The organism is Mesorhizobium sp. M0496 (genome assembly GCF_040321205.1).
GTDB lineage: Bacteria > Pseudomonadota > Alphaproteobacteria > Rhizobiales > Rhizobiaceae > Mesorhizobium.
This window is the reverse complement of record NZ_JAMYRC010000008.1, coordinates 142,684-168,916: the sequence shown is the minus strand read 5'-3', so window position 1 is coordinate 168,916 and position 26,233 is coordinate 142,684. Positions and strand designations below refer to the sequence as shown.

24 protein-coding genes are annotated in these 26,233 nt (G+C 63.3%); 7 read left to right on the top strand and 17 right to left on the bottom strand.

Annotated elements, in window-relative coordinates:
- Positions 1-337 precede the first annotated feature (337 nt).
- From NKI73_RS10825 to NKI73_RS10810, 4 genes are all read right to left on the bottom strand, one after another.
- On the bottom strand, positions 338-1,597 hold the full coding sequence (locus NKI73_RS10825; RefSeq protein WP_352629333.1) for an O-antigen ligase family protein: 1,260 nt from the start codon (positions 1,595-1,597) through the stop codon (positions 338-340).
- On the bottom strand, positions 1,594-3,129 hold the full coding sequence (locus NKI73_RS10820) for an undecaprenyl-phosphate glucose phosphotransferase (RefSeq protein ID WP_352629331.1): 1,536 nt from the start codon (positions 3,127-3,129) through the stop codon (positions 1,594-1,596). The genes NKI73_RS10825 and NKI73_RS10820 overlap by 4 nt, the downstream gene beginning before the upstream one ends.
- A gap of 95 nt (positions 3,130-3,224) precedes the next feature.
- Entirely contained in the window at positions 3,225-4,355 is a 1,131-nt protein-coding gene (locus NKI73_RS10815; protein WP_352629330.1) for a glycosyltransferase family 4 protein, read from the bottom strand.
- 10 nt (positions 4,356-4,365) lie between these two features.
- Positions 4,366-4,929, bottom strand: a complete 564-nt coding sequence (locus tag NKI73_RS10810; RefSeq protein ID WP_352629329.1) for a polysaccharide biosynthesis/export family protein — start codon at positions 4,927-4,929, stop codon at positions 4,366-4,368.
- Between the two features lie 257 nt (positions 4,930-5,186).
- Between NKI73_RS10810 and NKI73_RS10805 the strand changes: the two genes are divergently transcribed.
- Complete coding sequence (locus tag NKI73_RS10805; protein ID WP_352629327.1) at positions 5,187-7,463, top strand: GumC family protein; 2,277 nt, start codon at positions 5,187-5,189, stop codon at positions 7,461-7,463.
- Positions 7,464-7,513: 50 nt separating this feature from the next.
- Here NKI73_RS10805 and NKI73_RS10800 read toward each other — a convergent pair whose 3' ends face one another.
- The 6 genes from NKI73_RS10800 to NKI73_RS10775 form a co-directional block, all read right to left on the bottom strand.
- Positions 7,514-8,350: a GNAT family N-acetyltransferase gene (locus NKI73_RS10800; RefSeq protein WP_352629324.1), complete on the bottom strand. Its 837-nt coding sequence runs from the start codon at positions 8,348-8,350 to the stop codon at positions 7,514-7,516.
- A 5-nt stretch (positions 8,351-8,355) separates the two neighbouring features.
- Complete coding sequence (locus tag NKI73_RS10795; protein ID WP_352629360.1) at positions 8,356-9,102, bottom strand: aspartate/glutamate racemase family protein; 747 nt, start codon at positions 9,100-9,102, stop codon at positions 8,356-8,358.
- 2 nt (positions 9,103-9,104) lie between these two features.
- Entirely contained in the window at positions 9,105-9,923 is an 819-nt protein-coding gene (locus NKI73_RS10790) for an ABC transporter permease (protein WP_352629322.1), read from the bottom strand.
- A 1-nt stretch (position 9,924) separates the two neighbouring features.
- Positions 9,925-10,836 (bottom strand): ABC transporter permease, encoded by a 912-nt coding sequence (locus NKI73_RS10785; protein WP_352629320.1) that lies wholly within the window; start codon positions 10,834-10,836, stop codon positions 9,925-9,927.
- Between the two features lie 85 nt (positions 10,837-10,921).
- A complete protein-coding gene (locus NKI73_RS10780) occupies positions 10,922-12,211 on the bottom strand; it encodes an ABC transporter substrate-binding protein (RefSeq protein WP_352629318.1) in 1,290 nt (429 codons plus the stop codon).
- 34 nt (positions 12,212-12,245) lie between these two features.
- The gene (locus NKI73_RS10775; protein WP_352629317.1) at positions 12,246-13,334 is read right to left on the bottom strand and encodes an ABC transporter ATP-binding protein; all 1,089 of its coding nucleotides are present in this window, start codon (positions 13,332-13,334) and stop codon (positions 12,246-12,248) included.
- A 263-nt stretch (positions 13,335-13,597) separates the two neighbouring features.
- On the opposite strand from NKI73_RS10775, the gene NKI73_RS10770 reads away from it, so the two are divergent.
- The gene (locus NKI73_RS10770; RefSeq protein WP_352629316.1) at positions 13,598-14,317 is read left to right on the top strand and encodes a GntR family transcriptional regulator; all 720 of its coding nucleotides are present in this window, start codon (positions 13,598-13,600) and stop codon (positions 14,315-14,317) included.
- On the opposite strand, the gene NKI73_RS10765 is transcribed toward NKI73_RS10770, so the two are convergent.
- Positions 14,314-15,543, bottom strand: a complete 1,230-nt coding sequence (locus NKI73_RS10765) for a GNAT family N-acetyltransferase (RefSeq protein ID WP_352629315.1) — start codon at positions 15,541-15,543, stop codon at positions 14,314-14,316. The two genes, NKI73_RS10770 and NKI73_RS10765, sit on opposite strands and share 4 nt — an antisense overlap.
- 91 nt (positions 15,544-15,634) lie before the next feature.
- Between NKI73_RS10765 and NKI73_RS10760 the strand changes: the two genes are divergently transcribed.
- The gene (locus tag NKI73_RS10760) at positions 15,635-16,693 is read left to right on the top strand and encodes a polysaccharide deacetylase family protein (protein WP_352629313.1); all 1,059 of its coding nucleotides are present in this window, start codon (positions 15,635-15,637) and stop codon (positions 16,691-16,693) included.
- Between the two features lie 22 nt (positions 16,694-16,715).
- Here NKI73_RS10760 and NKI73_RS10755 read toward each other — a convergent pair whose 3' ends face one another.
- Entirely contained in the window at positions 16,716-16,931 is a 216-nt protein-coding gene (locus tag NKI73_RS10755; protein ID WP_352629311.1) for a DUF2842 domain-containing protein, read from the bottom strand.
- Positions 16,932-17,128: 197 nt separating this feature from the next.
- Between NKI73_RS10755 and NKI73_RS10750 the strand changes: the two genes are divergently transcribed.
- Complete coding sequence (locus tag NKI73_RS10750; protein WP_352629309.1) at positions 17,129-18,220, top strand: COX15/CtaA family protein; 1,092 nt, start codon at positions 17,129-17,131, stop codon at positions 18,218-18,220.
- Between the two features lie 104 nt (positions 18,221-18,324).
- On the opposite strand, the gene NKI73_RS10745 is transcribed toward NKI73_RS10750, so the two are convergent.
- The 4 genes from NKI73_RS10745 to speB form a co-directional block, all read right to left on the bottom strand.
- Positions 18,325-18,642 (bottom strand): hypothetical protein, encoded by a 318-nt coding sequence (locus NKI73_RS10745; protein WP_352629307.1) that lies wholly within the window; start codon positions 18,640-18,642, stop codon positions 18,325-18,327.
- 84 nt (positions 18,643-18,726) lie between these two features.
- Positions 18,727-19,569, bottom strand: a complete 843-nt coding sequence (locus NKI73_RS10740; RefSeq protein WP_352629304.1) for an aminoglycoside phosphotransferase family protein — start codon at positions 19,567-19,569, stop codon at positions 18,727-18,729.
- Positions 19,566-20,492: an N-acetyl-gamma-glutamyl-phosphate reductase gene (gene argC, locus NKI73_RS10735; RefSeq protein ID WP_352629303.1), complete on the bottom strand. Its 927-nt coding sequence runs from the start codon at positions 20,490-20,492 to the stop codon at positions 19,566-19,568. Before argC ends, NKI73_RS10740 begins: the two co-directional genes overlap by 4 nt.
- Positions 20,493-20,522: 30 nt before the next feature.
- On the bottom strand, positions 20,523-21,533 hold the full coding sequence (speB, locus tag NKI73_RS10730) for an agmatinase (RefSeq protein ID WP_352629301.1): 1,011 nt from the start codon (positions 21,531-21,533) through the stop codon (positions 20,523-20,525).
- 124 nt (positions 21,534-21,657) lie between these two features.
- Here speB and NKI73_RS10725 point away from each other — a divergent pair, with 124 nt between their 5' ends.
- Together NKI73_RS10725 and NKI73_RS10720 are read left to right on the top strand one after the other, a co-directional pair.
- Positions 21,658-22,866, top strand: coding sequence for an acyltransferase family protein (locus tag NKI73_RS10725; RefSeq protein ID WP_352629299.1), 1,209 nt, complete (start codon positions 21,658-21,660; stop codon positions 22,864-22,866).
- Between the two features lie 83 nt (positions 22,867-22,949).
- Positions 22,950-24,008 carry a glycerophosphodiester phosphodiesterase family protein gene (locus NKI73_RS10720; RefSeq protein ID WP_352629297.1) on the top strand — a complete coding sequence of 353 codons (1,059 nt, stop codon included), beginning with the start codon at positions 22,950-22,952 and terminating at the stop codon, positions 24,006-24,008.
- A 183-nt stretch (positions 24,009-24,191) separates the two neighbouring features.
- On the opposite strand, the gene NKI73_RS10715 is transcribed toward NKI73_RS10720, so the two are convergent.
- Positions 24,192-25,064, bottom strand: a complete 873-nt coding sequence (locus NKI73_RS10715; RefSeq protein ID WP_352629295.1) for an aldo/keto reductase family oxidoreductase — start codon at positions 25,062-25,064, stop codon at positions 24,192-24,194.
- Positions 25,065-25,156: 92 nt separating this feature from the next.
- Here NKI73_RS10715 and NKI73_RS10710 point away from each other — a divergent pair, with 92 nt between their 5' ends.
- The gene (locus NKI73_RS10710; protein ID WP_352629294.1) at positions 25,157-26,056 is read left to right on the top strand and encodes a LysR family transcriptional regulator; all 900 of its coding nucleotides are present in this window, start codon (positions 25,157-25,159) and stop codon (positions 26,054-26,056) included.
- Positions 26,057-26,233: the final 177 nt, after the last annotated feature.

The window sequence follows — 26,233 nt, the reverse complement described above, 5'->3', positions numbered from 1 at the left end:
GTAGCCATTCGGTTAACTTCGACATGCATGCCCCCGTTTAGTGGTCCGTCCGGCAAGTGAATAGCGTTTGAAGAAGCACCTGGATAGACCACGTTGCCAGAGGCGAGCGGACAAGCGGCATCCGGAAGAACACCTGTGGCGAAACGACTTCGATCGGCTGATCAGGGCAGACCGCTACCTTCTGACAGAGGCAGGACTGAAGATCGCAATGCGGCGCGCCGTGCCGAAGGCCAGCGTGAAGAACTTCACTTCCGCGATACCTAGCCTACCGCCGCCACTCACGTGCTGCGTAAGAGCAACCTGAAGGTCATCCAGCAGCTCCTCGGTTGCGAGGACATCAAGACGAGGGTGCGGATGAGCGGTGCAAGGCAGGCCGCAACAGCCGCTGGTGCCTATATTCCAGCGCGATGGCGCCCCAGATCAGGCCGAGCAGCAGGTAGACGTGGCGCCAGTGGTCGATGTCGATGAAGGTGCCGAGCCCGATATTGCCGATGAAGGCGACATAGGCGCACAATAGATAGGGCTGCCACGGCCGGTCGCGCAGCAGGATGCGGAAGCCGGCTGCTATCGTCCAGGCGACGAGCGTGAGGAACGACACGAAGCCGAGCCAGCCATAGTCCATCAGCATCTTCAGCCAGATGTCGTGGGTGTCTTCGCCAAAAATCGTGCCGAAGACCAGCGGGCCGATGCCGAATGGATGCTCCATCGCCATCTGGAAGCCGATCGCATAGCGGGCGAAGCGTCCCAGGCGGGCGGTGTCGTAGCTCTGCTCGAGATGGGCGCGGTTGGAAAACATCTCCGACACGCCGGGCAGCTGCAGGATGACGATCATGGCGACGACCAGCAGCGCCAGCGCGGCGATCGTCATCACCACCACGCGCAGCCGGAACATGCCGCTGGCGCTCTGCAGGAACAGGCAGCCGGTGAGCAGGACAGCCGAGACGGCGAACATGCCCCAGGCGCCGCGCGAGAAGGAAAAGAAGATACCGGCCGTGATGATCAGCAGCGGCATCGCCAGCAGCGGCATGCGCGAGACAGGTCCGGTCAGGAGCAGGTAAAGCAGATAGATGCCGGGCAGCACCAGGAACGGGCCGAACACGTTCGGGTCCTGGAAGGCGCCGGCGGCGCGGTCGTATTTGGTGAACATCTCGGCGCCCGGAAAGGCGTGGAAATAGCCGGCTATGCCGAGCAGCGAGGTTATCACCGCCGACACAACATAGGCGACGAAGATCAGCCTGTAGAGGCTCGGTTGCACCGCGGTCACCGAGGCGAAGAACACCGCGGTGAAGGCCAGAAACAGCGAGACGGCGAGATAGAGCGGCGTGTTGGCGAGATCCGACATCTGCGTCATCGCCATCATGCCGCCGATGTTCATCGTCACCAGCAGCACCAGGAGCGGCATTGCGGCACGCGACACCCTGAGGCCGAAGAGAGCCCAGATGGCGATCAGCCCCGCCATGTAGAGTTCGTAAGGCGCCGGTTCGCTGATGACGAAGCCGGACAGGAATATGCCGAGGAAAACCGCGCATGAGGAAATCAACGCGATCAGCTTGGCGTTGACCGCCGCGCGCGGCACATCATGGCTGATCGCGCTCAATAGGCGTTTTCCGTGTTGAGCAGCCTGATCGGCGTCAGGAACAGGATCCGCAGGTCGAACAGCAGCGACCAGTTCTCGATGTAATAGAGGTCGTATTCCGTCCGCATGCGGATCTTCTCGTTGGTGTCCATCTCGCCGCGCCAGCCATTGATCTGCGCCCAGCCGGTGACGCCGGGCTTCACCTTGTGGCGCGCGAAATAGCCGTCGACCACTTCGTTGTAGAGCAGGTTGTGCGACTGCGCGGCGATGGCATGCGGGCGCGGGCCGACCAGCGACAGCGAACCCAGCAGCGAGTTGAAGAACTGCGGCAGCTCGTCGATCGAGGTCTTGCGGATGAAGCGGCCGACGCGGGTGACACGCGGGTCGTTCTTGGTCACCGTCTGCTTGGCGGTTGGGTCGGCCTTGTCCGTATACATCGAACGGAACTTGTAGACCTCGATGATTTCGTTGTTGAAACCGTGCCGCTTCTGGTGAAACAGCACCGGGCCCTTGCTGTCGAGCTTGATGGCGATGGCTGTCGCCAGCATCACCGGCGAGAACACGACGATGCCGATGAGGCTGAAGATGATATCGAAGGCGCGCTTGGCGACCGAATCCCAGTCGTTGATCGGCTTGTCGAAGATGTCGAGCATCGGCACCGAGCCGATGTAGGAATAGGCGCGCGGGCGAAATTGCAGCGCGTTGGAATGCGCCGACAGCCGGATGTCGACCGGCAGCACCCACAGCTTCTTCAGCAACTGCAACACGCGCGATTCGGCGGTCAGCGGTAGCGACACGATCAGCATGTCGATGCGGGCGATGCGGGCGAACTCGATCAGTTCCGAAATGGTGCCGAGTTTCGGATAGCCGGCGACGATGGGCGGCGAGCGCTTGTCGCCGCGATCGTCGAAGATGCCGCAGATGCGGATGTCGTTGTAAGGCTGCTTTTCGACCGAGCGGATCAGGATTTCCGCCGCCTTGCCGCCGCCGACGATGACAGCGCGCCGCTCCATGCGGCCGTCGCGCGCCCAGCGCCGGATCAGCTTCGACATCACCAGCCTGAGGCCGAAGATGAGAACGAAACCGATGACGAACCAGCTGCCGAACAGAAGGCGCGAATAGTCTTGCGACATCTTCATGACGAACGCGGTCAACGCCATCAGCGCGAAGGCACCAGCCCAGGCCAGCAGCACGCGGCCGAAATTGGCGATGGGCCGCATCAGGGCGACGATCTGGTAGCAGTCGGTGACGTCGAGCAGCACCACGGCAAGAAACGACGCGGCGGCGATCGTCAGCGGATATTGCCAGGCGAGATAGTTGAAGAACCCGACATAGTGGAAATAGACGGCGAGCCCGGACAGCAACAGCAAGCCGAATTCGACCATGCGCAGGACGCCGCTGACCATGATCGGCGACATTGTATCGCGCCGGTACTGCGTGGCGACCTGGCGGGCGACATCGTTCATGCCGCTTGGCGTGTCGCCATCGGCCGGGCCGTCGAATTTACGCACCGCCTCCGGTGAAAAGCGGCGCGCGGGGTCGATCTCGTTCATGGGGCTTTCCGCAAGCTTCCCTACGGTGAATAGCAAAAGAGAGCTAAGAAACCCTTGAAACAACTAGTGGCTTTGAAACGGCTTGGCCCTGCGCCCTATTTGTCGAGCGCGGCGAAGTAGGCCTTCTCGATGTCGGCGGCCATCACATCGGCGCCGAAGCGCGCTTTGAGGTTGGCGCCATCGGGCATCAGGTCGCTATAGGCAGCGGGGTCGGCCAGCGCCTGGCTCATCTTGTCGGCAAGCTCGACCGGGTTGGGCCGGATCAGGGCAGGGGAACCGGTGCCGAAGATCTCCGGAATGCCGCCTACGGCGGTGGCGATCATCTGCTTTCCCGCGGCTAGCGTTTCCAGGACGATATAGGGCATGGCTTCGGCGCGCGAGGGAACGATGACGAGCGCCGCCAGCGCAAACGCCTCCCTGGCCGGCATCGGCGGCAGGAAGCGAACATGGCGCTCAAGCCCGAGGCGTTTCACTTGAGCGTGGTAACGCGGCAGGTCGTCGCCGTCGCCGACCATCACCGCCGTCAGCGCGCGGCCGAACTGGGAGCCGGCCAGCGCCAGTGCATCGATAAAGATGTCCGGACCCTTCAGGTCGCGCATCATGCCGATATAGAGCAGATCGGCTGCGTCGGGCTCGGCGATCACCGGCTCGAATTCGGTGGCGCGCAGGCCGTTATAGACCAGGGTGTTGGGAATGGGCGGTTCGCCGACCTTCCTGCGATAGGTTTGCCGTTCATAGTCGGAGACAAACAGCAGATAGTCGGTGAAGCGGGCCATGAAGCGCTCGAGCGCGAAGAACAGCTTTCCGGTGGTCGTGTTCTCGTCATAGTGGAGAGAGCCACCATGCGGCGAATAAAGGCGGGCTACGCGAGACCTTGATACCCGCAACAATGAGCCGAACAGACGGGCATAGGCGCCACCCTTGGCGCCGTGCCCGTGCAACACGTCCGGCCGCAATTCCTTGATGATCCTGTAAGTGCGCTTGGCCGAGGCAAGATCGCCCGGCCCGACATGACGCTGCATCGGCGTGCGGTGGATGCCGAGCGCCAGCATGTCCTTCATCTGCTCGAACAGACGTTCCTCGAACTCGCCGCCCGTCGTCGAATCGCAAACGATACCGACGGAATGCCCGGCGGCGACCTGCGCCTCGGTCAGGTCGCGCACATGCCGGAAAATTCCTCCGACGGGTGAGCGAAAGCAGTGGACGATCCTGAGTGTGTCCGCCACGTGGTGTCTGTCAGAACAGGCGTTCGCGGACGTAGACGGTATCGCCGGGCAGCAGCGGGTCGGAGGTGACCACGCGGCCGGTCATTACCTTGCCGTTGATGTCGCGGGTGATGTCGACGCTTTCCTGGTTGGCGCGCGGCGTGAAACCGCCGGCAATGGCGATTGCCTTCTGCACCGTCAGGCCGGGGACATAGGAATATTGGCCGGCGGCACCCACTTCGCCCATGACGAAGATCGGCCGGTAGCGGTCGATCTCGACCGAAACGTCGGGATCGCGCAGATAGCCTTGCCGCAATTTGTCGGCGATTTGCTTTTCCATCTGCTGTGCGGTGTGGCCGCGTGCCGGTATGGCGCCGACAAGCGGGAAGGAGAGGTAGCCGGATTGGTCGACGCTGTAGGTGTTGGTCAGCCCGTCCTGCTCGAACACGGTGACGCGGACGCGATCGCCGGCGCCAAGACGATAGGGCTGGTCGAGCACCTCATGGAAGGCTGCCGGCGTCGGCCGATAGCTGGAACAGCCGGCGAGCATCGATACGGCAAGCAGCGCGCGAAACAGGGAAGCAGTGCTTTTCATGACCGGACAGGTACCTTCGACTGGTCGCTACAACGTCGCAGCAACTCTAGGGATCGAGGTCCGTTATCATCCTGTTAGGGTTAATGGCCGGTAAAGGGAGCGGCCGACACATGGCGCATCGGCAAGAGTTTTACGATTTTTGACGGTTTTGTTTATCGCTCGCCAGTAAACCCTAATGGAAACTTACCGCGATCTTAACGGCTGAGTTACCATAGTTGTTTACGGTGTGTCCTGACCCAGTATCGGAGTAGGGATGCATGTCCGTTCAGTCCGCGGCCGCAGATGTCGACGTCGATCTCAGGCAGCTCTTCGCCAGCCTGGCGAGGAATTGGCTGCGCATTCTCCTCGTCGCGCTGTTGGTGACCGGCACGGCTTTCGCCTTTGCCTCGCTGGCAACGCGACACTACAAGGCTGAGACGCAGGTGGAGATCGCTCCGCGTGAATCCGTTTATACGCGGCCGGCCAGCAATAACAATGATACCGACAAGCCTATTCTCGACGAACAAGGCGTCGCCACTCAGGTCCAGATAATTTCCTCCAACGAAATCCTCAAGCAGGTCGCGCAAAAGCTTGGTCTGGAAAAACTGCCGGAGTTCGACGACGCGCTCGACATGTCGCCGTTGAGCCGCGCTTTGGTCCTCGTCGGCTTGAAAAGCGATCCGATGGAGATTCCGGCGGAAGAGCGCGTGCTCAAGAAAATGCACGAGAAGCTCAACGTCTATGGTGTCGAGAAGACCCGCATCATTGCCATTGAGTTCTCATCGGAAGATCCCAAGCTCGCGGCCGCCATACCAGACGCCATTGCTGCCGCCTATATAGCGGGGCAAGGGGCGGCCAAGCTCGAATCGAACAACGCCGCCGCCGACTTTCTGGCGCCGGAGATCGCCGACCTGTCGAAGCAGGTCAAGGATGCCGAGGCCAAGGTCGCCGCCTACCGCTCACACTCCGATCTTCTGATGGGTGGCAACAATTCGGTGCTGGCCACCCAGCAGCTCTCGGAACTGTCCAGCGAACTGTCGAAGGTGCGCGCTAGCCGCGCCGCCGCGGAGGCGACAGCTGACGGTGTGCGCAGGGCGCTGCAGAATGGCGGTTCGCTGGATGCCGTGCCGGAGGTTTTGTCATCGGACCTGATCCAGCGCTTGCGCGAGCGACAAGTCGAATTGCGCTCCAACATCGCCGATCTGTCGACGACATTGCTTGGCAATCATCCGCGTATTCGAGCGCTGAAATCGCAACTGACCGATCTCGACGCGCAGATCCGCAGCGAGGCCCAGAAGATCATGAAAGGCCTGTTGATGCAGGCCGAGACGGCAAAGGCCCGCGAGAACCAGCTTGTTGCCGACGTCAACACGTTGAAGGCTGCGTCGGCGCAGGCCGGTGAGCAGCAGGTCGATCTCGACGCGCTGCAGCGCGACGCCACTGCCAAACGGCAGCAGCTCGAACTCTATCTGACCAATTACCGCGAAGCGGCTTCGCGCCAGGATCGCAATTATCTGCCGGTCGACGCCCGGATCGCCTCGAAGGCTTCGGTTCCCTCCGAGGCCTATTTCCCGAAGGTCGGGCCGATCGTTGGCGCCGCATTTGCCGCTTCGCTGCTGATCATGGCCATCGTGACGCTTCTGCGGGAGCTGTTTTCCGGCCGTGCGATGCGGCCGGCCACTGGTTCCCGCTTCGAGCGGATCGATGAGGTCGCGATGCCTGATGTGGCGCAGGCCCCTGATTTTGTCGCGAAGCCGGCTGTCCGCCGGGAGCCTGCCATTCTCCAGGATCCCTTCGCTCATCAGGAGATGGCGGAACGTTCGGCTGAAGCGGAGGCCGAGCCCTACACGGCCGCGATGCCCCATAGGGCCGAGGCGCCTGATATGGTCGCAATGGCCGAGGCAGCGGCAGCCGAGCAGACGGCTGTCGCGCCCGAACCGGCGCGTCCGAGCCTGGGCGAGATCGACATCGAGAAGGCTGCCGAGAAGTTGATCGCCGGCGGTGCGGCGCGCGCCATATTCGTCTCGCCGGAGGGCGACGACGCAGCCGCATCCGCGGTCCTGGTGGCACGCGAGGTCGCCGACGCCGGCCTGCGCGTCCTGTTGCTGGACCTCACTGCTTCGGGAGCGGCCTCGCGGCCGATGCTGGACAGCGGCCTTTTCTCCGGCATCACCAACCTGCTCGCTTCGGAAGCGCAGTTCAGCGACGTCATCCACGCCGATCTCTACTCGGACTGTCACGTTATCCCCGTCGGCACCGCCGATCCGGTCCGTGCCATGCGCGCCGCCGACCGGCTGCCGATCATCATGCAGTCGCTGACAACAGCCTATGATCTGGTCGTGGTCGAATGCGGACCGGCCGACGCGCAAGGCATCAGCCGGCTGACCGGCGATGCCACCGAGGTCTTTCTCTCCATGCTGGAGCCGGACGACGAAGTAACACAGGCCGCGGTCAAGTTGATCGAAAGCGGCTATCCCGACCTGACGCTGGTGACGCCGCTCGGCCACGAACCGCCCGGCAATCCGGTGCCGGGACGGCGCACTGCCGCCGCCTGAGAGAGCCGTAGATCGCTTGGCGCGGACCTGTACGGAGGTCCGTCTGATTTCTATCCCAGTTCCAGGGTCGTTATGCCGAACAACCGCTGCAGCCCAAGCTTCGGGGGCGGGCCCTTGTACATGCGCGTGGTGGTGAAGGTCGGCGCAAAGCCGGCCGCCTCAAGCGCCGCAATGAACTCCAGTTTGGTGGCTGGAACGTCGATGCTGAGGTCGCCGCCCTTGCAGGCAGCCGCCAGTCCGTCCAGCAATTGCAGAGCGATTTCCACGTCGTCGGCAAACAGCGGGCCGATCTTGAAGCCGGAGCGGCACTGCCGCGCCACGGCGTAGCCGCGGGTGCCGCGTGAACTGATCGCCGCCAGCCCGTGATGCGGCGTCTGCAGCCAGCGCTGCAGGAAGGCCCGCCGGGGTGCTGGAAAACAATGTGAGTCATAGGCGATGATGTCGGGCACGAGTTGCGTTGTTATCATGCGCAACCCATCGGCCCTTACCGCCGGGCCTGCCATGTGGCCGGTGTAGCGGATGGTCTCGTAGGCCGGGCTGAAGCCCTTGCGCCGGTAATTCGCCTGCTGCTCGGCGACGCCGTCGAGGCCAACGGTCCTGCCTGCAAGCCTTTTCATGCCGGCGTTCCACACCGCCTTGCCGTAGCCTTTGCCGCGCATGTCCGGCCGGCAGATGTAGAGGCCGATGAAGCCGAACTCGCTTCCATAGGCCACTGCCGAGACCGCCGCGACCATTTGCTTGCCGGCAAACGCGCCGATGAAGCCTTCGGCGTCCGCAGCCTGGAACATTGCCGCGTCTTCAAGGCCAGGATTCCAGCCTTCCGCAGCGGCCCAGTCGATAAGAACCGTCAACTCCTGCAGAGACAGCGTGCGGATGATCGGCTTCATTGTGCTCACTCCGCGGCGACTGCTTCGGGCGAGAAGGATTTCAGCATGCCACGATAGTGCTTGGCCAGTGGGCTTGCGTAGGCACCGCGCTTCGATGTCGACAGGCCGAGCGAGATCAGCGCCTCGGCCTGCTTAAGTGCTGCGCCGACGCCGTCGATGACCGGCAGTTGGAACTCTGCTTGCAGCCGGTGTGCAAGGTCGGCCATACCAGCGCAGCCGAGCACGATGGCCTCGGCGCGATCCTCCTCGATGGCTCGGGCGATTTCGTCGCGCAGTTTTCCGACCGCGCCGGATGCCGGGTCCTCCAGGGCGAGCACGGGGATGTCCGCAGCGCGCACGCGGACGCGTCCCGCCATGCCGTAGCGATGCACCAGCCCCTCGACAGGTACAAGCGAGCGTTCGGTGGTTGTCACCACGGTGAAGCGCTGGGCAATGAAAGCAGCGATGGAAAGCGCCGCCTCGCAAATGCCGATGACGGGGATACCGGCCATGGCGCGTGCTGCATCAAGGCCGGTGTCGTCGAAACAGGCGATGATGGCCGCCTGCGCGCCGCTACGCTCGCCGGCGGCGATCTCCATCAGCAGGCCCGGCACGGCCAGGGCCTCGTCATAATAGCCTTCGATCGATACCGGTCCCATGGACGAGGTGACGGCAACCACTTCCGTCCAGGCGCCGGCGACGGCGCGTGCGGCGGCCGCGATCGTCTCGGTCATGCTCGCCGTCGTGTTTGGGTTCACCACCAGTATCTGCACGGTCACGCTCTCGCTCGGCGGCGGCCGACATAGAGGATGGCGCCCAACGTTGCCAGGATCACCAGGAACGAGAACACCGTGGTCACCGTGCCCAGCGCATAGAGGACAGGCGTCGTGACATTGGTGGTCATGCCGTAGATCTCTAGCGGCAGCGTGTTGAAGGTGCCTGAGGTCATCAGCGTGCGCGCGAACTCGTCGTAGGACAGCGTGAAGCCGAACAGGCCGACGCCGATCAGGCTCGGCGCGATCATCGGCAGCACGACATGGGCGAAGGTCTGCCAGGAGGTGGCGCCGAGGTCGCGTGCGGCTTCCTCGTAGGCCGGCGAGAAGCGGTTGAAGACGGCAAACATGATCAGCACGCCGAACGGCAAGGTCCAGGTCAGATGCGCGCCAAAGGCGGACGTGTACCAGGCCGGACGAAAGCCGATCTGCTGGAAGACTACGCCGATGCCCAGTGAAATGATGATAGAGGGCACGACGAGGCTGGCGACAGCCAGGTAGAACAGCGCGGTGGCGCCGCGAAATTTCTGGCGGAAGGCGAGGCCGGCAAGCAGTGACACCACGACGGTGACGATCATCACCATGACGCCCAGCGCGAGCGAGCGCTTGAAGCTGCCGCCGAAATCGCCGACTGCCTGGCGCTCGAACAGATTGGCGAACCAGTGCAGCGACACGCCGTTGAGCGGGAAGGTGAGGCCGCCGGTCTCGCCCTGGAAGGAGAGGATCAGGACCGCCGACAGCGGGCCGTAGAGGAACAGCACGAACAGCGTGAAGAAGACCGCCAGCACGTAGAAACCGACAGTGCGTTTTTCGTGGCTCACGTCAGAGCTCCTTGCGGATGTCGACGATGCGCAGGATGCCGGCGACCATCAAAAGCACCAGCACGAGCAGCACCACCGCATTGGCGGCGGCGGCCGGATACTGCAGCAGCGACATCTGGTTCTTCATCATCAGCGCAACGGAAGCGCTCTGGCCGCCCGACATCACCTGCACGGTGGAGAAGTCGGCCATGACGAGCGTGACGACGAAGATGGTGCCGATCGCCATGCCCGGCTTGGCCAGCGGAATGATGACGTTCCACAGCACCTGCCAACCGGAGGCGCCGGCGTCGCGCGCGGCCTCGACCAGCGAGCGGTCAATGCGCATCAGCGTGTTGAAGATCGGCGTCACCATGAACAGCGTGTAGAGATGCACCATGGCGAGTACGACCGCGAATTCCGAATAGAGCAGCCATTCGATCGGCTTCGGCACCAGGCCCAGATGCACCAGCGTCGAGTTGATCAGCCCGTTGCGGCCGAGCACCGGAATCCACGAGATCATGCGGATGATGTTGGAGGTCAGGAAAGGCACGGTGCAGACCAGGAACAGCACCATCTGCATGGCCGTGGTGCGGATGTGGAAGGCGAGGAAATAGGCGACCCAGAAGCCGATGAACAAGGTCAGCGCCCAGACGATGGCGGCGAATTTGATGGTGTTGAGATAGGTCTTCCAGGTAACCCACGAGCCCAGAACATCGGAATAGTTGGTGGTCAGGAAATCCGGATACATGGCGGCGAAGTCGTAATCCCAGAAGGACACGACGACGATCATGATGATGGGCAGGAGCAGGAATGCGCCGAGGATGATGGCCAGCGGTGCTGACTGTAGGTAGGGCGTGACGGCACTGATGGAGAAGCGTCGTTGTCGGGCTTGTTTCGCGGCGGCGATTACTGGGCGTTCGAGCGCGACTGTCATTAATGCTCTCGGTTTTTCGCGATGCGGCTGAGCCGCGTTCCCTTCTCCCGCAAGGGGAGAAGGGTTGAGAAGGGGCGCTTGTTTCTTACGCCGCGATGAACTCGTTCCAGCGCTTCACCATGTAGCGGTCCTCGTCCATGACCGAGTTCCAGCAGGCGACCTTGCCCATGCGTTCCTCGAACGAGCCGCCGTCGCGCACGGCGCCGGCCTTCTCCATGACGGTGCCGTCCGGTGCCTTGATGTCGCCCTTGGCTGGCTTGCCTTCGATCCAGTAGCCCCACTCGTCCTCGGTCATGAACTTCTTGGCCGAGACCATGTTGGCCGAGTAGTAGCCCTGGCGGTTGAGATAGCCGCCGACCCAGCCCGACGTGTACCAGTTGATGTACTCGTAAGCAGCGTCGAGTTCGGCGCCCTTGAGGTGGGCGGCAAGACCAAGGCCGCCACCCCATGAGCGGTAGCCTTCCTTGAGCGGCTGGAAGCGGCAGGCGATGCCCTTGGAGCGCACTGCGGCGACGGCCGGCGACCACATCGACTGGATGACGACTTCGCCCGACGCCATCAAATTGACGCTCTCGTCGAAAGACTTCCAGAAGGCGCGGAACTGGCCGGCCTGCTTGGCCTTGATCAGGAAGTCGATCGTCTTGTCGATCTCGTCCTTGGTCATGTTGCCCTTGTCGGCATATTTGATGTTGCCCGTGGCTTCCATGATCATCGCCGCGTCCATGATGCCGATGGAGGGGATGTTGAGGATCGCGGTCTTGCCCTTGAAGGCCGGGTCCATGATGTCGGCCCAGGTGGTGATGTCGCGGCCGACGAGGTCGGGGCGGATGCCCAGCGTGTCGGCGTTGTAGATGGTCGGCACCATGGTGAACCAGTTGGTTGGCGCCTTGGCGAAGACCTTGCTGTCCTGCGCCTCGACGAAGCCGACCGTGTGCGGCGCGGTGCCTTGGGCGATGACGCTGTCGGGCGTCAGCTTGCCGGTTTTGAACAGCGGCACCAGCTCGTCGTAATATTTCAGCTTGCTGACATCCATCGGCTGCAGGACGCCGCTCGGGAACACCTTCTTGCAGATCCAGTATTCGATGTCGGCGATGTCGTAGCTGTCGGGCTGGGTCACGGCGCGCTGGGCGGCCGCGTCGGAATCGGTCGCGGTCATCTCCAGCGTGATGCCGAGGTCGGCCTTGCACTTGTCGGCGATGGCGTTGAGGTTCGACACGCCGGTACCGAACTGGCGCAGCGTGATGTTGGATTGCGCCCAGATGGTCGGGAACCCGGTGATGACGCCCGAGCCAGCGACAAGGCCGACGGCAGCGGCACCCGTCTTGAGCAGTGAGCGGCGCGAAATGCCCGCCTTGGTTTGCGTAGTGTTTGTCATGCCTATTCCCCTGTCTTGTTTTGCTTCGTTGAATTCATGAATGCAGGCGCCCGAGGACGATCGCATCCTCGGAATCCCAGGCGAGCGGTACGGCGTCGCCAATGGCGACGGGTTTGGCGAAGAAGTCGGAATCGTCGATGATGACGGTGAAATCGTCGATGCCGGCGCTGGTGATCGACAGCTTCACCGTCGCGCCGCGATACTCGATGTTGGAGACGATGCCGGTGAAGCCGAGGCCGGGCGAGGGCGGCTCGCCGATGCGCACATGGTCGGTGCGGATGGCGATGTCGATCGGCGCTCCCACATCCTGTGGCTGGCCGCTGGCGGCAAGCGAGGCGCCGCCATTGACGTCGAAGACGACCATGGCGTCGCGTTCGCCGGTGACCCGGCCGGAGATGACGTTGTGGTCGCCCATGAAGCGCGCGACGAAGGCGGTGGCCGGCCGCTCGAACACGTCGCGCGGCGGGGCCGCCTGTTCGATGCGGCCGTCATTCATCACCACGATCAGGTCGGCGAGCGCCATCGCCTCCTCCTGGCTGTGGGTGACGTGGACGAAGGTGATGCCAAGCGACGTCTGCAGCTTCTTCAGCTCGGCCCGCATGCGGATCTTCAGGAACGGGTCGAGCGCTGAAAGCGGCTCGTCGAGCAACAGCGCCTCGGGATCGGTGATCAGCGCACGGGCGAGTGCTACGCGCTGCTGCTGGCCGCCGGAAAGCTGTGCGGGCCGGCGCGTCGCATAGGCCTCCATCTGCATCAGCTTCAGCATGTCGAGCGCCTTGGCACGACGCTTTTCCTTGTCGACGCCCTTCATCTTCAGGCTGAAGGCGACATTGTCTATGAGGTCGAGATGCGGGAACAACGCATAGGACTGGAACATCATCGCCGTGCCGCGCTTGGCCGGCGGCAAGTCCGTCACCACCACATTGCCGAGGCGGACATCGCCGCTGGAAATGCTCTCATGGCCGGCGATCATGCGCAGCGTCGAGGTCTTGCCGCAGCCGGAGGGGCCAAGCAAGCAGCAATAGGTTCCCGCCGGGATCTTAAGGCTGATGCCCTCGACGGCGGTCGTCGTTCCATAGACTTTCGAAACGGACACAATGTCGATTTCGGCGGCTTTGGACATCAGGCATCCCCGTTTGCTCGCATTAACCAATGCATCATGCGTGCCAATCGCCATGCTGCCGATCAAGCATTTGAATCGTCGGGGAAATCAGGATTTTCGGGTGACGCCTATCAGATGAGCCGCTTTGTGCATTGCACAAATTATGGGCGATTGTTCGCGATATCCACACAAATCGTATGCAATCTTTTTTGCCTTCGTGTCCACTTTGCCTCTCGTGCTGGCGTCGAGAGTCGCGCTAGAAGGGAACGGAAAGAATTGCCGCCATGAACATTGCCGACCAGATCTATTCCGCCACCGACAGCGCCACGCAGGATCGTGCCCAGGCGATCCGCGACCAGCTGCGCGACGCCATCGTCGACCGCCGGCTCGCGCCGGGCACCAAGCTGTCGGAAGGCGAGGTCGGCACGCTGTTCGATGTCTCCCGTACCGTGGCACGCGCGGCGCTGCAGATGCTGTCCTTCGAAGGGCTGGTGCGAACCGAGCGCAACCGTGGCGCCTTCGTCGCCAACCCATCGCCAGAGGAAGCGCGCCAGGTGTTCGCCTCGCGCCGGCTGATCGAACCGGGCATTGCCATTGCCGCCTGCGGCCGCGTCACCGCTGCCGACATTGCTGCATTCAAGGCGCAGCTCGACGAGGAGGGCCGCTTCATCGCCGAGCGCGGACCCAATGCGCGGCGTTCCGAAATCAAGGCGTCGGGCGATTTCCACTTGCTGCTCGCCGCCGTCGCCGGCAATGCCATCCTGCAGCGCTTCATGGAGGAGCTGGTGGCGCGATCGTCATTGGTCATCGCGCTTTACGGGCGGTCTGGCATATCGGCCTGCGGGCACAGCGAACACACGGAAATTGTCGGCGCGCTGGGGAGCGGCGATTGCGGGTTGGCGAGCCGGCTGATGCTGCATCACATCGATCATATCGAGGCCGATCTCGATTTGCGCGTCAGGGCCGGCCCGGCGCTGAGGGAAGCCCTCAATTCTGAGAGCTAGCTGTCGTCTTCGCCGGCAGTGGATGCCGCCTGTCCCACCGCCTTGCGGCGCAGCATCTTGGTCAGCTTCCAGATCGTCGGGCTGTTCTTGATGAAGGCTTTCAGCCGCGCGCCTTGCCTGAGCGTCAGCGCCAGCACGCGGCCCTTCAGGGTCAGTGGTATCAGCACCTCGAAATGCCGGGTTTCGATATCGCACCACAGGCGCTTGTAAGGCTCGTCGCCGACGGAGAAATCGTAGACCTCGAAACCGCTCTCGCAGGCCTCCTGGATGTTGTCGAAGAACAGGAAGTCGCCGGGGCTGGCGTGGCCGAGATCGTCCTCGGCGATCGCGCCGAACTCGCAGATCAGTCGCTTGCCCGAGCGGCTCGAGCCGGTGATGGCGCGCAGCCTGCCGGCAACCTCAAGCCCGTGCAGCACGAAGGAAGGTTTGTCCTCGGCAAGCGCTTGCGCGAACAGCGCGCGGAAGAAGCTGCGCACCAGCTCGCCGCCGAAGACGTTGGTGATGCCCATCTTGCGGAAGCGGAATTCCTTCATCTCGAAAAAGGCATCGAGCAGCCTGGTGACCTCGTCCGCCGTGCGCGCCTCGATGCGCCGATGGCTGCCGACGGCCTCGAACTTCCGGATCTGAGAACGGTGCTTCTTGCGTTTGCGTTTGCCGCTGGCGCGAGAAAGCAGCGCATCGAAGCCGCCGGCAAGGTCGACGGCCAGCGACAGATTGGGGCTGGCAAAATGGTCGAGCGAGGCGAGCGGATTGGCGACGCCGTCGAGATCGGGCAGCAACCGTTCGAGCGCGACGAGATCGATGTCGGGACGTGCCTTTGCAATGGCCGCCAGCATCGTTTGGATGGCCGGGATATCCGCCCTGGCCAGCCAGTCCGCATCCCCGGCGACGAAGTTGCCATTGGCGTGGCGGCCTCCCATGAAGCGGGCGACACGGAACGGACCGCTGGCGGTGACCTCCAGCGCCAGCGAAAAAACCGGCCTGCCTTCGGCGCTCAGTGTCGCGACGAGCAAATCCGGTCCGACCTCAGCAGCCCAGTTCAGGACCCAGGCAGCACTCTGCGCCGGTGCAAACAGGGCCGAACGGCAGAACTCGGCATAGGCTGCGAGCCCGTCCGTGGACACAACCGCGATCGACAGGCTGGCGCGATCCCGTGGCACTGCGCGCGACGAGGTCTCGGTCGCCGCAAGCCGATTGCCGTCAAATGACGCAGTTGCGTCAACCATACCTCAATCCTTAGGGCGTATTGATCGCGATTTGGGGGTTCGCGTAGGCGCATTCCGTGCTTGGATCAGCCTAGGCGCAAAAGGTGAATGAATGATCGACGGCGGGGAGGCAATCCGGAAACTGGCGCTGAACGTCGCCCGCTATACCGGCCTTGCACCGCTGGCCAAGCCGTTCATCGGCGGCATTGGCGCCATCCTGATGCTGCACCGCGTTACCGCGACGCCGGAAAAGCCGCACAGCGTCAACCGGCATCTGAACATCGCGCCTGGGTTCCTCGATGCCGTGATCGCCGACATGAGGGCGAGCGGCTATGCCTTCGTCTCCATGGACGAAGCCGTCGAACGCATCAAGGCAGGCGGCAAGGGCGGCCAGTTTGCCACCATTACCGCTGACGACGCCTATCGCGACAACATGACCGAGGCGCTGCCGGTGCTGGAGAAGCACGGCGCGCCGATCACCATCTATGTCGCGCCCGGGCTGATCGACGGCACCGCCGATTTGTGGTGGGATGTGGTCGAGGACATCGTCAACGCGCGCGACAGCCTCACTCTGACGCGACCGAACGGTCCCCTGACGATCGATTGCTCGACCCCTGCGAAGAAACTGCCGGCCAATGCACGCCTGCACGCCTATCTCACCTCCGAAGTCCGCGAGGAGAATCTGCAAGCGGTGCTGCGCGACCTGGCTCGCTCAAATGGCGTTGACGCCGACGGCCCGCGCATGCGGACATTGATGAACTGGGACGAGATCCGCCGCATCGCCGCGCATCCGCTGGTGACGATGGGCGCCCATACGATCAACCACAGCAATCTGAAGCGGCTTTCCGAAGCCGATGCGCGGCACGAGACCGGCGCCGTGCGCGCCATGTTGCAAGCCGAACTGGGCGAAAAGCCCAGCCATTTCGCTTACCCCTATGGCTATGCAAGTGCTGTAGGCTGTCGCGAAGTGGGCTTTGCCCGCGACGCGGGCTATGCATCCGCCGTGACGACGCGCCACGGTGTGCTGCGCGCCGAGCATGCCGGGTTCCTGCATGCCTTGCCGCGCATTTCAGTCAACGGCCGCTACCAGAGCCTCGCCCACATCCGCACCATGCTGTCGGGCGTGACGACGCCGCTCGCCAATGCCGGCAAGATGCTCGTTACGATTTGATGGCGGCGGGGCTGGGCTCCGCTTAGCGCTTGGCCCGCGGCTCCAGCATCAGCCATTTGATGATGCCCATCGCCGGCAGCACCCAGAGCAGGCCGCTGAGCAGGAAGAACAGGAAATGGACCCAGGGGCCCGATTCCGAGAGCCGGGCGACCGCGAAGATCGATGCGACCAGGGCATAGATGATGACCAGCGCGATCAGCAGAAACATTCCGATCAGCTTTTTCAGGCGCAGGGGCATGGTTGGTCTCCTGGTCGAGGATGCCGGCAACTCGGACAGGGGACCGGGCAAACTCAGAGTGTTGGCCTCGCATAGGCCTTGGCGCGAAGCTGTGCAACCGGTGAGACGCGGCGCGACGGCGTGCCGCGCCGCATGGCCTTGCCAGCACGGGTGCGATGGTCCACCAATCCGCCAAACCAACCTGCCGGGACAAGATCATGGCTGCCATATCAGCTGCCGCGCCATACGTCGCCCGCACCCGCGACCTCCACAACCGGGCGCTGCTGCGCGGCTGGCTCTATGTGGTGCTGCTGGTGCTGTTTGCGCTGGTGCTGGTCGGCGGCGCCACCAGGCTCACCGATTCCGGTCTGTCGATCACGCAGTGGAAGCCGATTCACGGCGTCATCCCGCCGCTCAACGACGCCGAGTGGCAAGAGGAATTCCAGCTTTACCAGCAGATCCCGCAATATGCCGAACTCAACAAGGGCATGAGCATCGAGGCGTTCAAATCGATCTTCTGGTGGGAATGGGTGCACCGCATCCTGGCGCGCAGCGTCGGCCTGGTCTTTGCCTTGCCGATGCTGTTTTTCTGGGCGACGCGCCGCATCGAGCGCGGTCTGGGGCCGAAACTCATGGGCATTCTCCTCCTCGGCGGCCTGCAAGGCGCCATCGGCTGGTGGATGGTGGCATCAGGTCTGGTCGACCGCGTCTCCGTCAGCCAGTACCGGCTGGCCACCCACCTGACACTCGCCGCGCTGATCTTCACCGCGACCATGGTCGTGGCGCGTGGGCTGGCGCCGCATTCCGAGCCGGCCGCCGATCGTTCGACGCGGAGGCTGGCCGGCTTCATTGTGCTCTTGGCGCTGATCCAGATCTATCTCGGCGGCCTGGTCGCCGGGCTTGACGCCGGCCTGAGCTACAACACCTGGCCGCTGATGGACGGCAAGATCGTCCCGGGCGATCTGCTGATCCTCGAGCCGGTGTGGCGCAACTTCTTCGAAAGCCCGAAGACGGTGCAGTTTGTCCACCGGCTCGGCGCCTATACGGTGTTCATCGTGGCCTTGTGGCACATGATCGCCACGCGCAGGAGGCTGCCAGGCTCAACGCACGCTCGCCGTGCGACGCTGCTGTTTCTGCTGGTGCTGGTGCAGGCCTCGATCGGCATCGGCACGCTGCTGATGCACGTGCCGCTGCATATGGCGCTGACCCATCAGGGATTTGCGCTCATCGTGTTGGGCTTTGCATCAGCCCATTGGCGCGGCACCAAGGGCGCCTATCCCTTGCCGCACGAAATCGCGCTCAGGAGCTGATCCCTGGAGCAATTCCAGGAAAAGTGTGAAACGGTTTTCCCGGGAAAAGCGCATAGCGCTTTCCCTTAGGGAATTGCGTCAAAACAAAAGGATAGATCGGCCAGTCACATCCAGAATTCGTTGGAAGACGTCGTTTTCTCGCCGTCGAATTCCGCCTGGCGCAACGCGGCGGCGGATGGTGCGGACTGGCCCTGATCGGCCTTGGCTGCCTTGTCGGCGGCCTTGAGCGCATCAAGCTTGGCCTGGGCCACGGCGATATCCTGCCGCACTTGCGCGGCCTTAACCTGATCCGTGATCGCCTTGGCCTGGTCTTCCAGATCCTGGATCTGCTTTTCGAGCGCGGCCTCCTGGGCTGCATTGCTCGACGAGCTGGACGAGGAGTACTGAGTTGCCTGGGAGGAACCCGAAATCGCGCTGACCATGACAAATCCCGAAGTGGAGCCGAGGCCAGTCAGTAGCCCATCGTGGTGAACAGGCGGTTACCACCGCGCCGTTGCCCCGTGCGATCAGAAGCTTGCCCGCACCGACCGGATCGCCTCGGCGATCGACAATTCGCGATTCTCCTCGACCGCGTTGTCGTCCTCATGATGCCAGGACGCCGACAGGCAACCATACGCGATGGCATGATCCAGAATGGCTGGCGGTGTCTGGCCCAGTGTTCTGGCAAAGATCTCGGCCATATACGCTGTTCGCTCCGGATCGAGACAGAGATTGTCCCGGTCGAGCGGGTTGTAGAACATGTTGGCGGCGTCGAAGCCGGGATCGCCAAGAACGCCCTTCGGATCGATCGCCAGCCAGCCGCGCGGCCCGTGCAGGATGTTTTCGTGGTGCAGGTCGCCATGCAGTGGCCTGATATCGCGCGGATTGGCCAGCAACCGATCGGCAATGACGGCGGCCTCGACATAGAGGCTGTCATGGCTGGCGTCACGGTCGGTTGCGGCTTTCCTGAACAGGCTTGAAAAACGCTCCCTGAGCGGCTGAAGCTCGGACGGGAAGGGGTCTTTCCCAGGCGAAAACAGCTTTGCCATGACATCCGCCGCAATTGCGGTCGCGGCAAAATCGCCCTGTTCGTCGAGAACCTGCTGCAGCAGGGTTTCACCGGCATATTCGAGCAGCATGCTGTGGCTGTCGCGGCCAAGCAGGCGTACCGCGCCTTCGCCGCGCCGCCAGGCGAGATAATGTTCGCCGCGCAGTTCGTCGGCGACATCGTCGAAGGGTTTCAGCGCCTTGACGATTGCCGGCGAGCCGTCTTCGCGGAAAACCTTCCAGATGCGGCTCGAAAAGGTTTCGGCAATGAGTTCTGGCGTGCTGATCTTCCAGCGCGCCGGAAAGGCTGGCGTCTCCATCAAAGGCCGAGCATCAGGTCCATGTTCTGGACGGCGGCACCCGAGGCGCCCTTGCCGAGATTGTCATAGACAGCCAGCAACAGCGCCTGCGCGCGTTTGTCGTTGGCGAAGACGTAGACCTTCATCCGGTTGGTGCCGTTGTAGATCTCCGGATCGATCTCCGGCATGCGCTCCGAATGCGCATAGGGCGCCACCTCGACCACGCCGCCCTTGATGGCGGCGAAATGGTCGGCAATCGCCGCATGCAGCTCCGCACCCGTCGGCACATGGTCGAGACCGCCCAGCTGCAATGGCACGACCGTGATCATGCCTTGCGCGAAATTGCCGACCGCCGGCTGCATGATCGGATCATGCGACAGCTTGGCATAGGCCCTCAGTTCCGGCACGTGCTTGTGCTGCAAGGTGAGGCCGTAGGGCAGGAATTCCGAGGCGTCCTCGCCCTTGGCGACGTAGTCCTCGATCATCGGCCGTCCGCCGCCCGAATAGCCCGAAATGCCGTTGACGGTGATCGGGAAATCGGCGGGTAGCAGGCCAGCGGTGACCAGCGGCCGCAGCGTCGCGATCGGTCCCTGCGGCCAGCAGCCGGGGTTGGCAACGCGTTTTGCCGAAGCAATTGTCTTCGCCTGCGTCTTGTCCATCTCGGCGAAACCATACGCCCAGCCCTCCGCCACGCGATGCGCGGTCGACGCGTCGATAACCTTGGTGGTGTCGTTGGCGATCAGCGAAACACTCTCCTTCGCCGCATCGTCGGGCAGGCACAGGATCGCGACATCGGCGGCATTGAGGAACTCGGCGCGTGCAGCCGTTTCCTTGCGGCGCTCGGCGGGAACCGAGATGATTTCCAGGTCGCCGCGCTCGGCAAGCAGCGCCCGGATCTGCAGACCGGTGGTGCCGTGTTCGCCGTCGATGAAGATTTTCGGTTTCATGGATTGATTAATTTCCCTGATATTTCAAGATTATATGCCCTGACCTTGATTCACCGCGGCGCCGTTGTGGTTGCCGTTGTTGTTCAGCTCTTCAAGCCGTGCCTTTCGCTCCGCCAGCAGGCCGAGATATTGCATGGCGACCATCGAACCGGCGATCGCCGTTATATCGGCGTGATCATAGGCCGGCGCAACCTCTACGACATCGGCGCCGACAATATCGATCTGGTTGAGCTGGCGCAGCGTCGACAGGATTTTTGCCGAGGACGGTCCGCCGGCAACCGGCGTGCCGGTTCCCGGTGCATAGGCCGGATCGAGGCAGTCGATGTCGAAGGTGAGGTACGTCTTCTTGCCGCCGGTGCGGTCGACGATGGCGTAGGCGATATCGGACGCCCGCATCTCCTCGATTTCATGGCCGTAGAGGATCTTGATGCCGAACGTGTCGGGTGCATGGGTACGGATGCCGATCTGGATCGAACGGTCGGGATCGATGATGCCTTCCTTGACGGCGCGGCCGACGAAGGAGCCATGGTCGATGCGCTTGCCGTCGTCCGGCCAGGTATCCTGATGCGCGTCGAACTGCACCAGGGCGAGCGGGCCATGGATGGCGGCATGCGCCTTGAGCAGTGGCCAGGTGACGAAATGGTCGCCGCCCAGCGTCAGCAGGAAGGCGCCTGTTTTGAGGATCTTCGCGGCTTCGCGCTCGATCGTGCCGGGCGTCTTCTGGTGGTTGCCTGAGTCGAGCAGGCAATCGCCATAGTCGACGACCGCCAGATGCTCGAACAGATCGCGTGAAAACGGGTATTGCGGGTCGTTGTCGAGGATCGCCGAGGCGCGGCGAATCGCCTGCGGCCCGAAACGAGCGCCGGGCCGGTTGGTGACGGCGGCGTCGAAGGGAATGCCCCACACCACCGCATCCGCCCCCTTCACGTCCTTCGTGTATTTGCGCCGCATGAACGACAGCGCGCCGGAATAGGTCGGCTCGAACGCGGCGCCCGTTTTGGAACGGGCGGTGAAGGCGTTGTCGATGTTGTTGTTCGCCATTACGGATCCTCGTTTTTCGTCGGGGTGCAACAACTACAGAACCGGCACGGAAGATGCCAGTCACAGCTTGGGGAGACAAAACGGCGCCGCCCGAGTGCCACGGCAAGACAGGATTTGTATCATCATGACGCAGACCGCGTTTCTTAATCCTCCCCATCCCGCCGTGTCGACCCACACCGGTACGATCGCCGGAGAACGCTTCCTGGTCCTCGATTCGTGGCGTGGCATCTGCGCGCTTCTGGTCACGCTGTTTCACTTCCCGACCGGTTCGACGGTTTCGCAAAGCGCCTTCATCGGTTCGTCCTACCTCTTCGTCGATTTCTTCTTCGTTCTGTCCGGCTTCGTCATCGCCAGCAGCTACGGCAATCGGCTGAGCCGGCCTGAAGAGGCTGCTCGCTTCGCGCTGGTTCGTTTCGGCCGCATCTATCCGCTGCATCTGCTTATGCTGGCCGCCTTTGCCGGCTTCGAACTGCTGCGGCTGATGTTGCCGCAACTGCATGGCACCGGGGCTGCGCCTTTTACCGATGGTTTCGACCCTGGGAGTCTGCTTGCCAATCTTTTCCTGCTGCAGGGTGTCGGCTTCGAGGATCAATTGACCTGGAATGCGCCAAGCTGGAGCATTTCGGCGGAGTTCTTCGCCTATCTCTTGTTTGCCGGCGTGGTGTTCGTCGCCGGCGCGCGCGCCTGGATATGGTTCGTCGCCGCCGCCGTCACCGCGCCGCTGTTCCTGCTTGGCTTCTCGACCCATCATATGGATGTATCCTTCGATTTCGGCTTCATCCGCTGCCTGTACGGCTTCTCGCTGGGCGCCTTGCTGGCCTGGTTTCAGCATGATTCCATTGCAGAGGCGCGACAGGCCCTCGCCGGGAGTGGCCCGCGGATGGACTGGACCTTTGCCGAGATCGTCATGGTGGCCGTTATCGTGCTTTTCGTCTCGCTGGCGGGCGACAATGATTTCGGCATCGCGGCACCCCTGGTGTTCGCGCTCGCACTGTTTCTCTTCGCCCATGAAGGCGGCTGGATCAGCGCCTTGCTGAGGGCTCCGTTCATGCTGACGCTCGGCGCGCTGTCCTACTCCATCTACATGGTCCACATCTTCGTCCAGGCGCGCATGATCAATGTCGCGGGGCTCGTCGAGCGCAAGCTCGGCCTCGGCCTGATCGGTGACTTCATGCTGCGCGGCCAGCCTGCCACAGGCTTCGGCGCAGGATGGACAGGCGCTGCGGCGATCGTCGTCATGCTCGCCGCCACCATTGCCGCCTCCTGGATCACCTGGCGTTTCATCGAAATGCCGGCCATGGCGTGGTTCCGCCGGCTCTCGAAACGCATCTGACGCATTCCGCTAGCCGGCTTCGTTCACCTGGATGTCACGGGCATCGCCTATCCCGATTTCGATCCGGCAAGGAGCGATTCTCGATGCGGACCCTCTGGCTGAGCCTTCTGTTTTCCGCGGCACTAGCGGCGGCCTGTGGCCACACCTTGGCTGGCGAAACCCGCGCCAGACAGATCCTCGACCGCTTCGAGCATGCCAACCAGTGGCGCGACCACATCATGGTGGCCGCGCATCGCGCCGGCAGCATGCAGGCCGGCAAGACGCTCTATCCGGAAAACTCGATTGCCGCCGTCGAAGGCTCGATCGCCATGGGCGCCGAAATCGTCGAGGTCGACATCAGGCGCTCGAAGGACGGCGAATTCGTCGTCATGCATGACAGCTGGCTCGACCGCACCACGACCTGCAAGGGCGAGGTGGTCAAGCGCACGCTGGCCGAACTGAAGACCTGCCGGCTGGTGGTCGAGGGCACAGGCGTCGTCACCGATGAGACGGTGTCGACGCTGCGCGAGATGCTGCTGGCGACCAGGGACAGGATCCTCATCAACCTCGACAACAAGCTCGACGTCGGAGATCTCGCAGGCATGATTGCGGTCGCTCGCGATCTCGGCATGGCCGAGCAGGTCATCGTCAAGGAGAACCTGTGGAACCAGAGCAGGATCACCACGGTCAAGGCCGCCATGGATGCCATCGGCGGCGGCTTCCAGTTCATGCCGATTGTTGCAGACGACGCTGTGCGCGATGCCGGTTTTGCCGAGACGGTCGACCACGCCTTTTCGCCGCGCGCGATCGAGCTGATCAACTGGCGGGCAGGCGCCGAGACGCTGACCGAGACCGGCGGACCGCTGTTCAGCACGCGCATGCGCGCGGCCGCCGTGAGAGGCAACTGGCACATCTGGGCCGATACCTACGCCATCGTCAACAAGCCGGGCGGCTTCCTTGCCGGCGGCCGAGGCGATGAACTGGCGGTCCAGGCCAGCCTGCCGCGCGAAAGCTGGGGTTTTTGGGCCGATCGCGGCGCCACCATCATCCAGACCGATGAGCCGAAAGCGGCAATCGACTGGCTGGCAGCGAACGGTTTTCGTGTTCCTTATGCCGACGAGACGCGGCCGGTTGAGCCGGCGAATACGGCGAGTATCAACTAGGAACGGGGCGTAGAAATTGCGAATCTCCCCCCTTGAGGGGGAGATGGCCGGCAGGCCAGAGGGGGTCACCGCGCACAGAGCGCCAACCTCCATCTGCCGCCGGAGGGCGCGCCCGGTCGTACCGACCCCCTCTGTCGCCTTTGGCGACATCTCCCCCTCGAGGGGGGAGATAGGTTCCGTGCTTTACGCCGCCAGCGCCACGCCATCCAGCTTGCTGAGCGCATCCTGCGGCAGTTCGAGCCCGGCAGCCGCTAGGTTCTCCCTGAGATGCCCGACCGACGATGTCCCGGGGATCAGCAGGATATTGGGCGCGCGGCGCAGCAGCCAGGCGAGCGCGACCTGCATCGGCGTGGCGCCGAGGCGCTTCGCCACATCGGACAGCGTCGAAGACTGCAGCGGGTTGAAGCCGCCGAGCGGAAAGAACGGCACATAGGCGATGCCCTCGCGGGCGAGGTCGTCGATCAGGGCGTCGTCGCCGCGATGCGCCAGATTGTACTGGTTCTGCACACAGACGATCTCGGCGATCCGGCGTCCTTGCGCAATCTGCGCAGCCGTCACGTTGCTCAGTCCGATATGCCTGACCAAGCCCTTTCGTTGAAGCTCGGCCAGCACGGTGAGCGGCGCTTCGATCGACCCTTCGGCGGGGCCATGGGTGTCGAACATGATGCGCAAATTAACCACATCGAGCACTTCGAGCCCGAGATTGCTTAGATTGTCGTGTACCGCCTGGGTCAGGGCTTCGGGAGAAAAGGCCGGCAGCCATGAACCATCCGCACCGCGGCGGGCGCCGATCTTGGTGACGATGATGAGATCGTCGGGGTAGGGTGCCAGCGCCTCGCGGATGAGCCGGTTGGTGACGTGCGGACCATAGAAGTCGCTGGTGTCGATGTGGTCGACGCCTTGTGCGACCGCTTCGCGCAGCACGGCCAATGCCGCGTCATGGTCTTTCGGCGGTCCGAACACGCCGGGTCCGGCGAGCTGCATGGCGCCGTAGCCGAGCCGCTTCACGGTATGGCTGCCAAGGGTGAAGGTGCCGGCCTGTTGAATATTGGACATGGATTGATCTCCTTTGAGGAGGCAGAGATAGTCGCTGCTCGATCCTGTGATAATCGGGTACAATCCACACAGGCTGTACGGAATTGCGAACAATGATGGACCTCAGTGATCTGAACGCTTTCGTGGCAGTGGCTCGCGCCGGCGGCTTCCGCAATGGCGCGCGTGCCAGCGGCGGCAGCGCGTCGGGCTTGAGCGAGGCGGTGCGTCGCCTCGAGACACAGCTCGGGGTCAGGCTGTTCAACCGAACGACGCGCAGCGTTGTCCCGACCGAGGCCGGCCTCAGCCTGCTGGAACGGCTCGGCCCGGCGCTGTCGGAGGTGGAGGCGGCGCTGGACGTGGTGAATGGCTTTCGCGACAGGCCGGCGGGCTCGTTGCGGCTCAACGTGCCGGTGAGTGCGGCGCGGCTGATATTGCCTGACATCGTCCCGGGTTTTCTCGCCGCTTATCCCGGTATCCGGCTGGAGGTGATCGCCGACGAGAACTTTGTCGACGTGCTGGCGGCCGGCTGCGACGCCGGCATCCGCTACGACGAGCGCCTGGAGCAGGACATGATCGCGGTGCCGATCGGACCGCGTGTGCAACATTTCGCCACCGCCGCCAGCCCTGCCTATCTGGATCGCCATGGACGGCCGGAACACCCGAGCGACCTGCTTGGACATTCCTGCGTGCGCGGCCGCTTTGCCAGCGGTGCGATGCTGCCATGGGAATTCGAGCGCGACGGCGAGGTGGTGCGGGTCGATCCGACGGGGCCATTGATCGTGCGGATCGGCGGGGCAACCGACCTTGCCGTCGATGCGGCCATCGCCGGCACCGGCATCATCGGCCTCTTCGAGGGCTGGCTTCGCCCTTATTTCGACAGCGGTGCCCTTGAGCCGGTGCTCGAGCCGTGGTGGCAGAGTTTTCCCGGACCGTTTCTCTACTATCCCGGCCGCCGCCTGGTGCCGGCCCCGCTGCGGGCGTTCATCGATTTCATCAGGGCCGGCAAGTCCTGAAGCCCATCGCGAGCATGAGTTGCGTCGGCGCCATCACCCAACCCGGCGCTCCGCGCCGACCTCTCCATCGAGGGGAGGTAGGGCGCCGCGCTCTTTTACCTCCCCTTGATGGGAAGGTCGCGCCGCAGGCGCGGGTGGGGTGACTGCCGAGACGTAAACAAGAGCCCCAAAAGCAGA

Excerpts from the sequence above, each read along its gene's own strand:
- NKI73_RS10820 (WP_352629331.1), bottom strand. The coding sequence starts at position 3,129 with ATGAACGAGATCGACCCCGCGCGCCGCTTTTCACCGGAGGCGGTGCGT.
- NKI73_RS10810 (WP_352629329.1), bottom strand. The coding sequence starts at position 4,929 with ATGAAAAGCACTGCTTCCCTGTTTCGCGCGCTGCTTGCCGTATCGATG.
- NKI73_RS10805 (WP_352629327.1), top strand. The coding sequence starts at position 5,187 with ATGTCCGTTCAGTCCGCGGCCGCAGATGTCGACGTCGATCTCAGGCAG.
- NKI73_RS10800 (WP_352629324.1), bottom strand. The coding sequence starts at position 8,350 with ATGAAGCCGATCATCCGCACGCTGTCTCTGCAGGAGTTGACGGTTCTT.
- NKI73_RS10785 (WP_352629320.1), bottom strand. The coding sequence starts at position 10,836 with ATGACAGTCGCGCTCGAACGCCCAGTAATCGCCGCCGCGAAACAAGCC.
- NKI73_RS10780 (WP_352629318.1), bottom strand. The coding sequence starts at position 12,211 with ATGACAAACACTACGCAAACCAAGGCGGGCATTTCGCGCCGCTCACTG.
- NKI73_RS10775 (WP_352629317.1), bottom strand. The coding sequence starts at position 13,334 with ATGTCCAAAGCCGCCGAAATCGACATTGTGTCCGTTTCGAAAGTCTAT.
- NKI73_RS10770 (WP_352629316.1), top strand. The coding sequence starts at position 13,598 with ATGAACATTGCCGACCAGATCTATTCCGCCACCGACAGCGCCACGCAG.
- NKI73_RS10765 (WP_352629315.1), bottom strand. The coding sequence starts at position 15,543 with ATGGTTGACGCAACTGCGTCATTTGACGGCAATCGGCTTGCGGCGACC.
- NKI73_RS10760 (WP_352629313.1), top strand. The coding sequence starts at position 15,635 with ATGATCGACGGCGGGGAGGCAATCCGGAAACTGGCGCTGAACGTCGCC.
- NKI73_RS10755 (WP_352629311.1), bottom strand. The coding sequence starts at position 16,931 with ATGCCCCTGCGCCTGAAAAAGCTGATCGGAATGTTTCTGCTGATCGCG.
- NKI73_RS10750 (WP_352629309.1), top strand. The coding sequence starts at position 17,129 with ATGGCTGCCATATCAGCTGCCGCGCCATACGTCGCCCGCACCCGCGAC.
- NKI73_RS10745 (WP_352629307.1), bottom strand. The coding sequence starts at position 18,642 with ATGGTCAGCGCGATTTCGGGTTCCTCCCAGGCAACTCAGTACTCCTCG.
- argC (WP_352629303.1), bottom strand. The coding sequence starts at position 20,492 with ATGAAACCGAAAATCTTCATCGACGGCGAACACGGCACCACCGGTCTG.
- speB (WP_352629301.1), bottom strand. The coding sequence starts at position 21,533 with ATGGCGAACAACAACATCGACAACGCCTTCACCGCCCGTTCCAAAACG.
- NKI73_RS10725 (WP_352629299.1), top strand. The coding sequence starts at position 21,658 with ATGACGCAGACCGCGTTTCTTAATCCTCCCCATCCCGCCGTGTCGACC.
- NKI73_RS10720 (WP_352629297.1), top strand. The coding sequence starts at position 22,950 with ATGCGGACCCTCTGGCTGAGCCTTCTGTTTTCCGCGGCACTAGCGGCG.
- NKI73_RS10715 (WP_352629295.1), bottom strand. The coding sequence starts at position 25,064 with ATGTCCAATATTCAACAGGCCGGCACCTTCACCCTTGGCAGCCATACC.
- NKI73_RS10710 (WP_352629294.1), top strand. The coding sequence starts at position 25,157 with ATGATGGACCTCAGTGATCTGAACGCTTTCGTGGCAGTGGCTCGCGCC.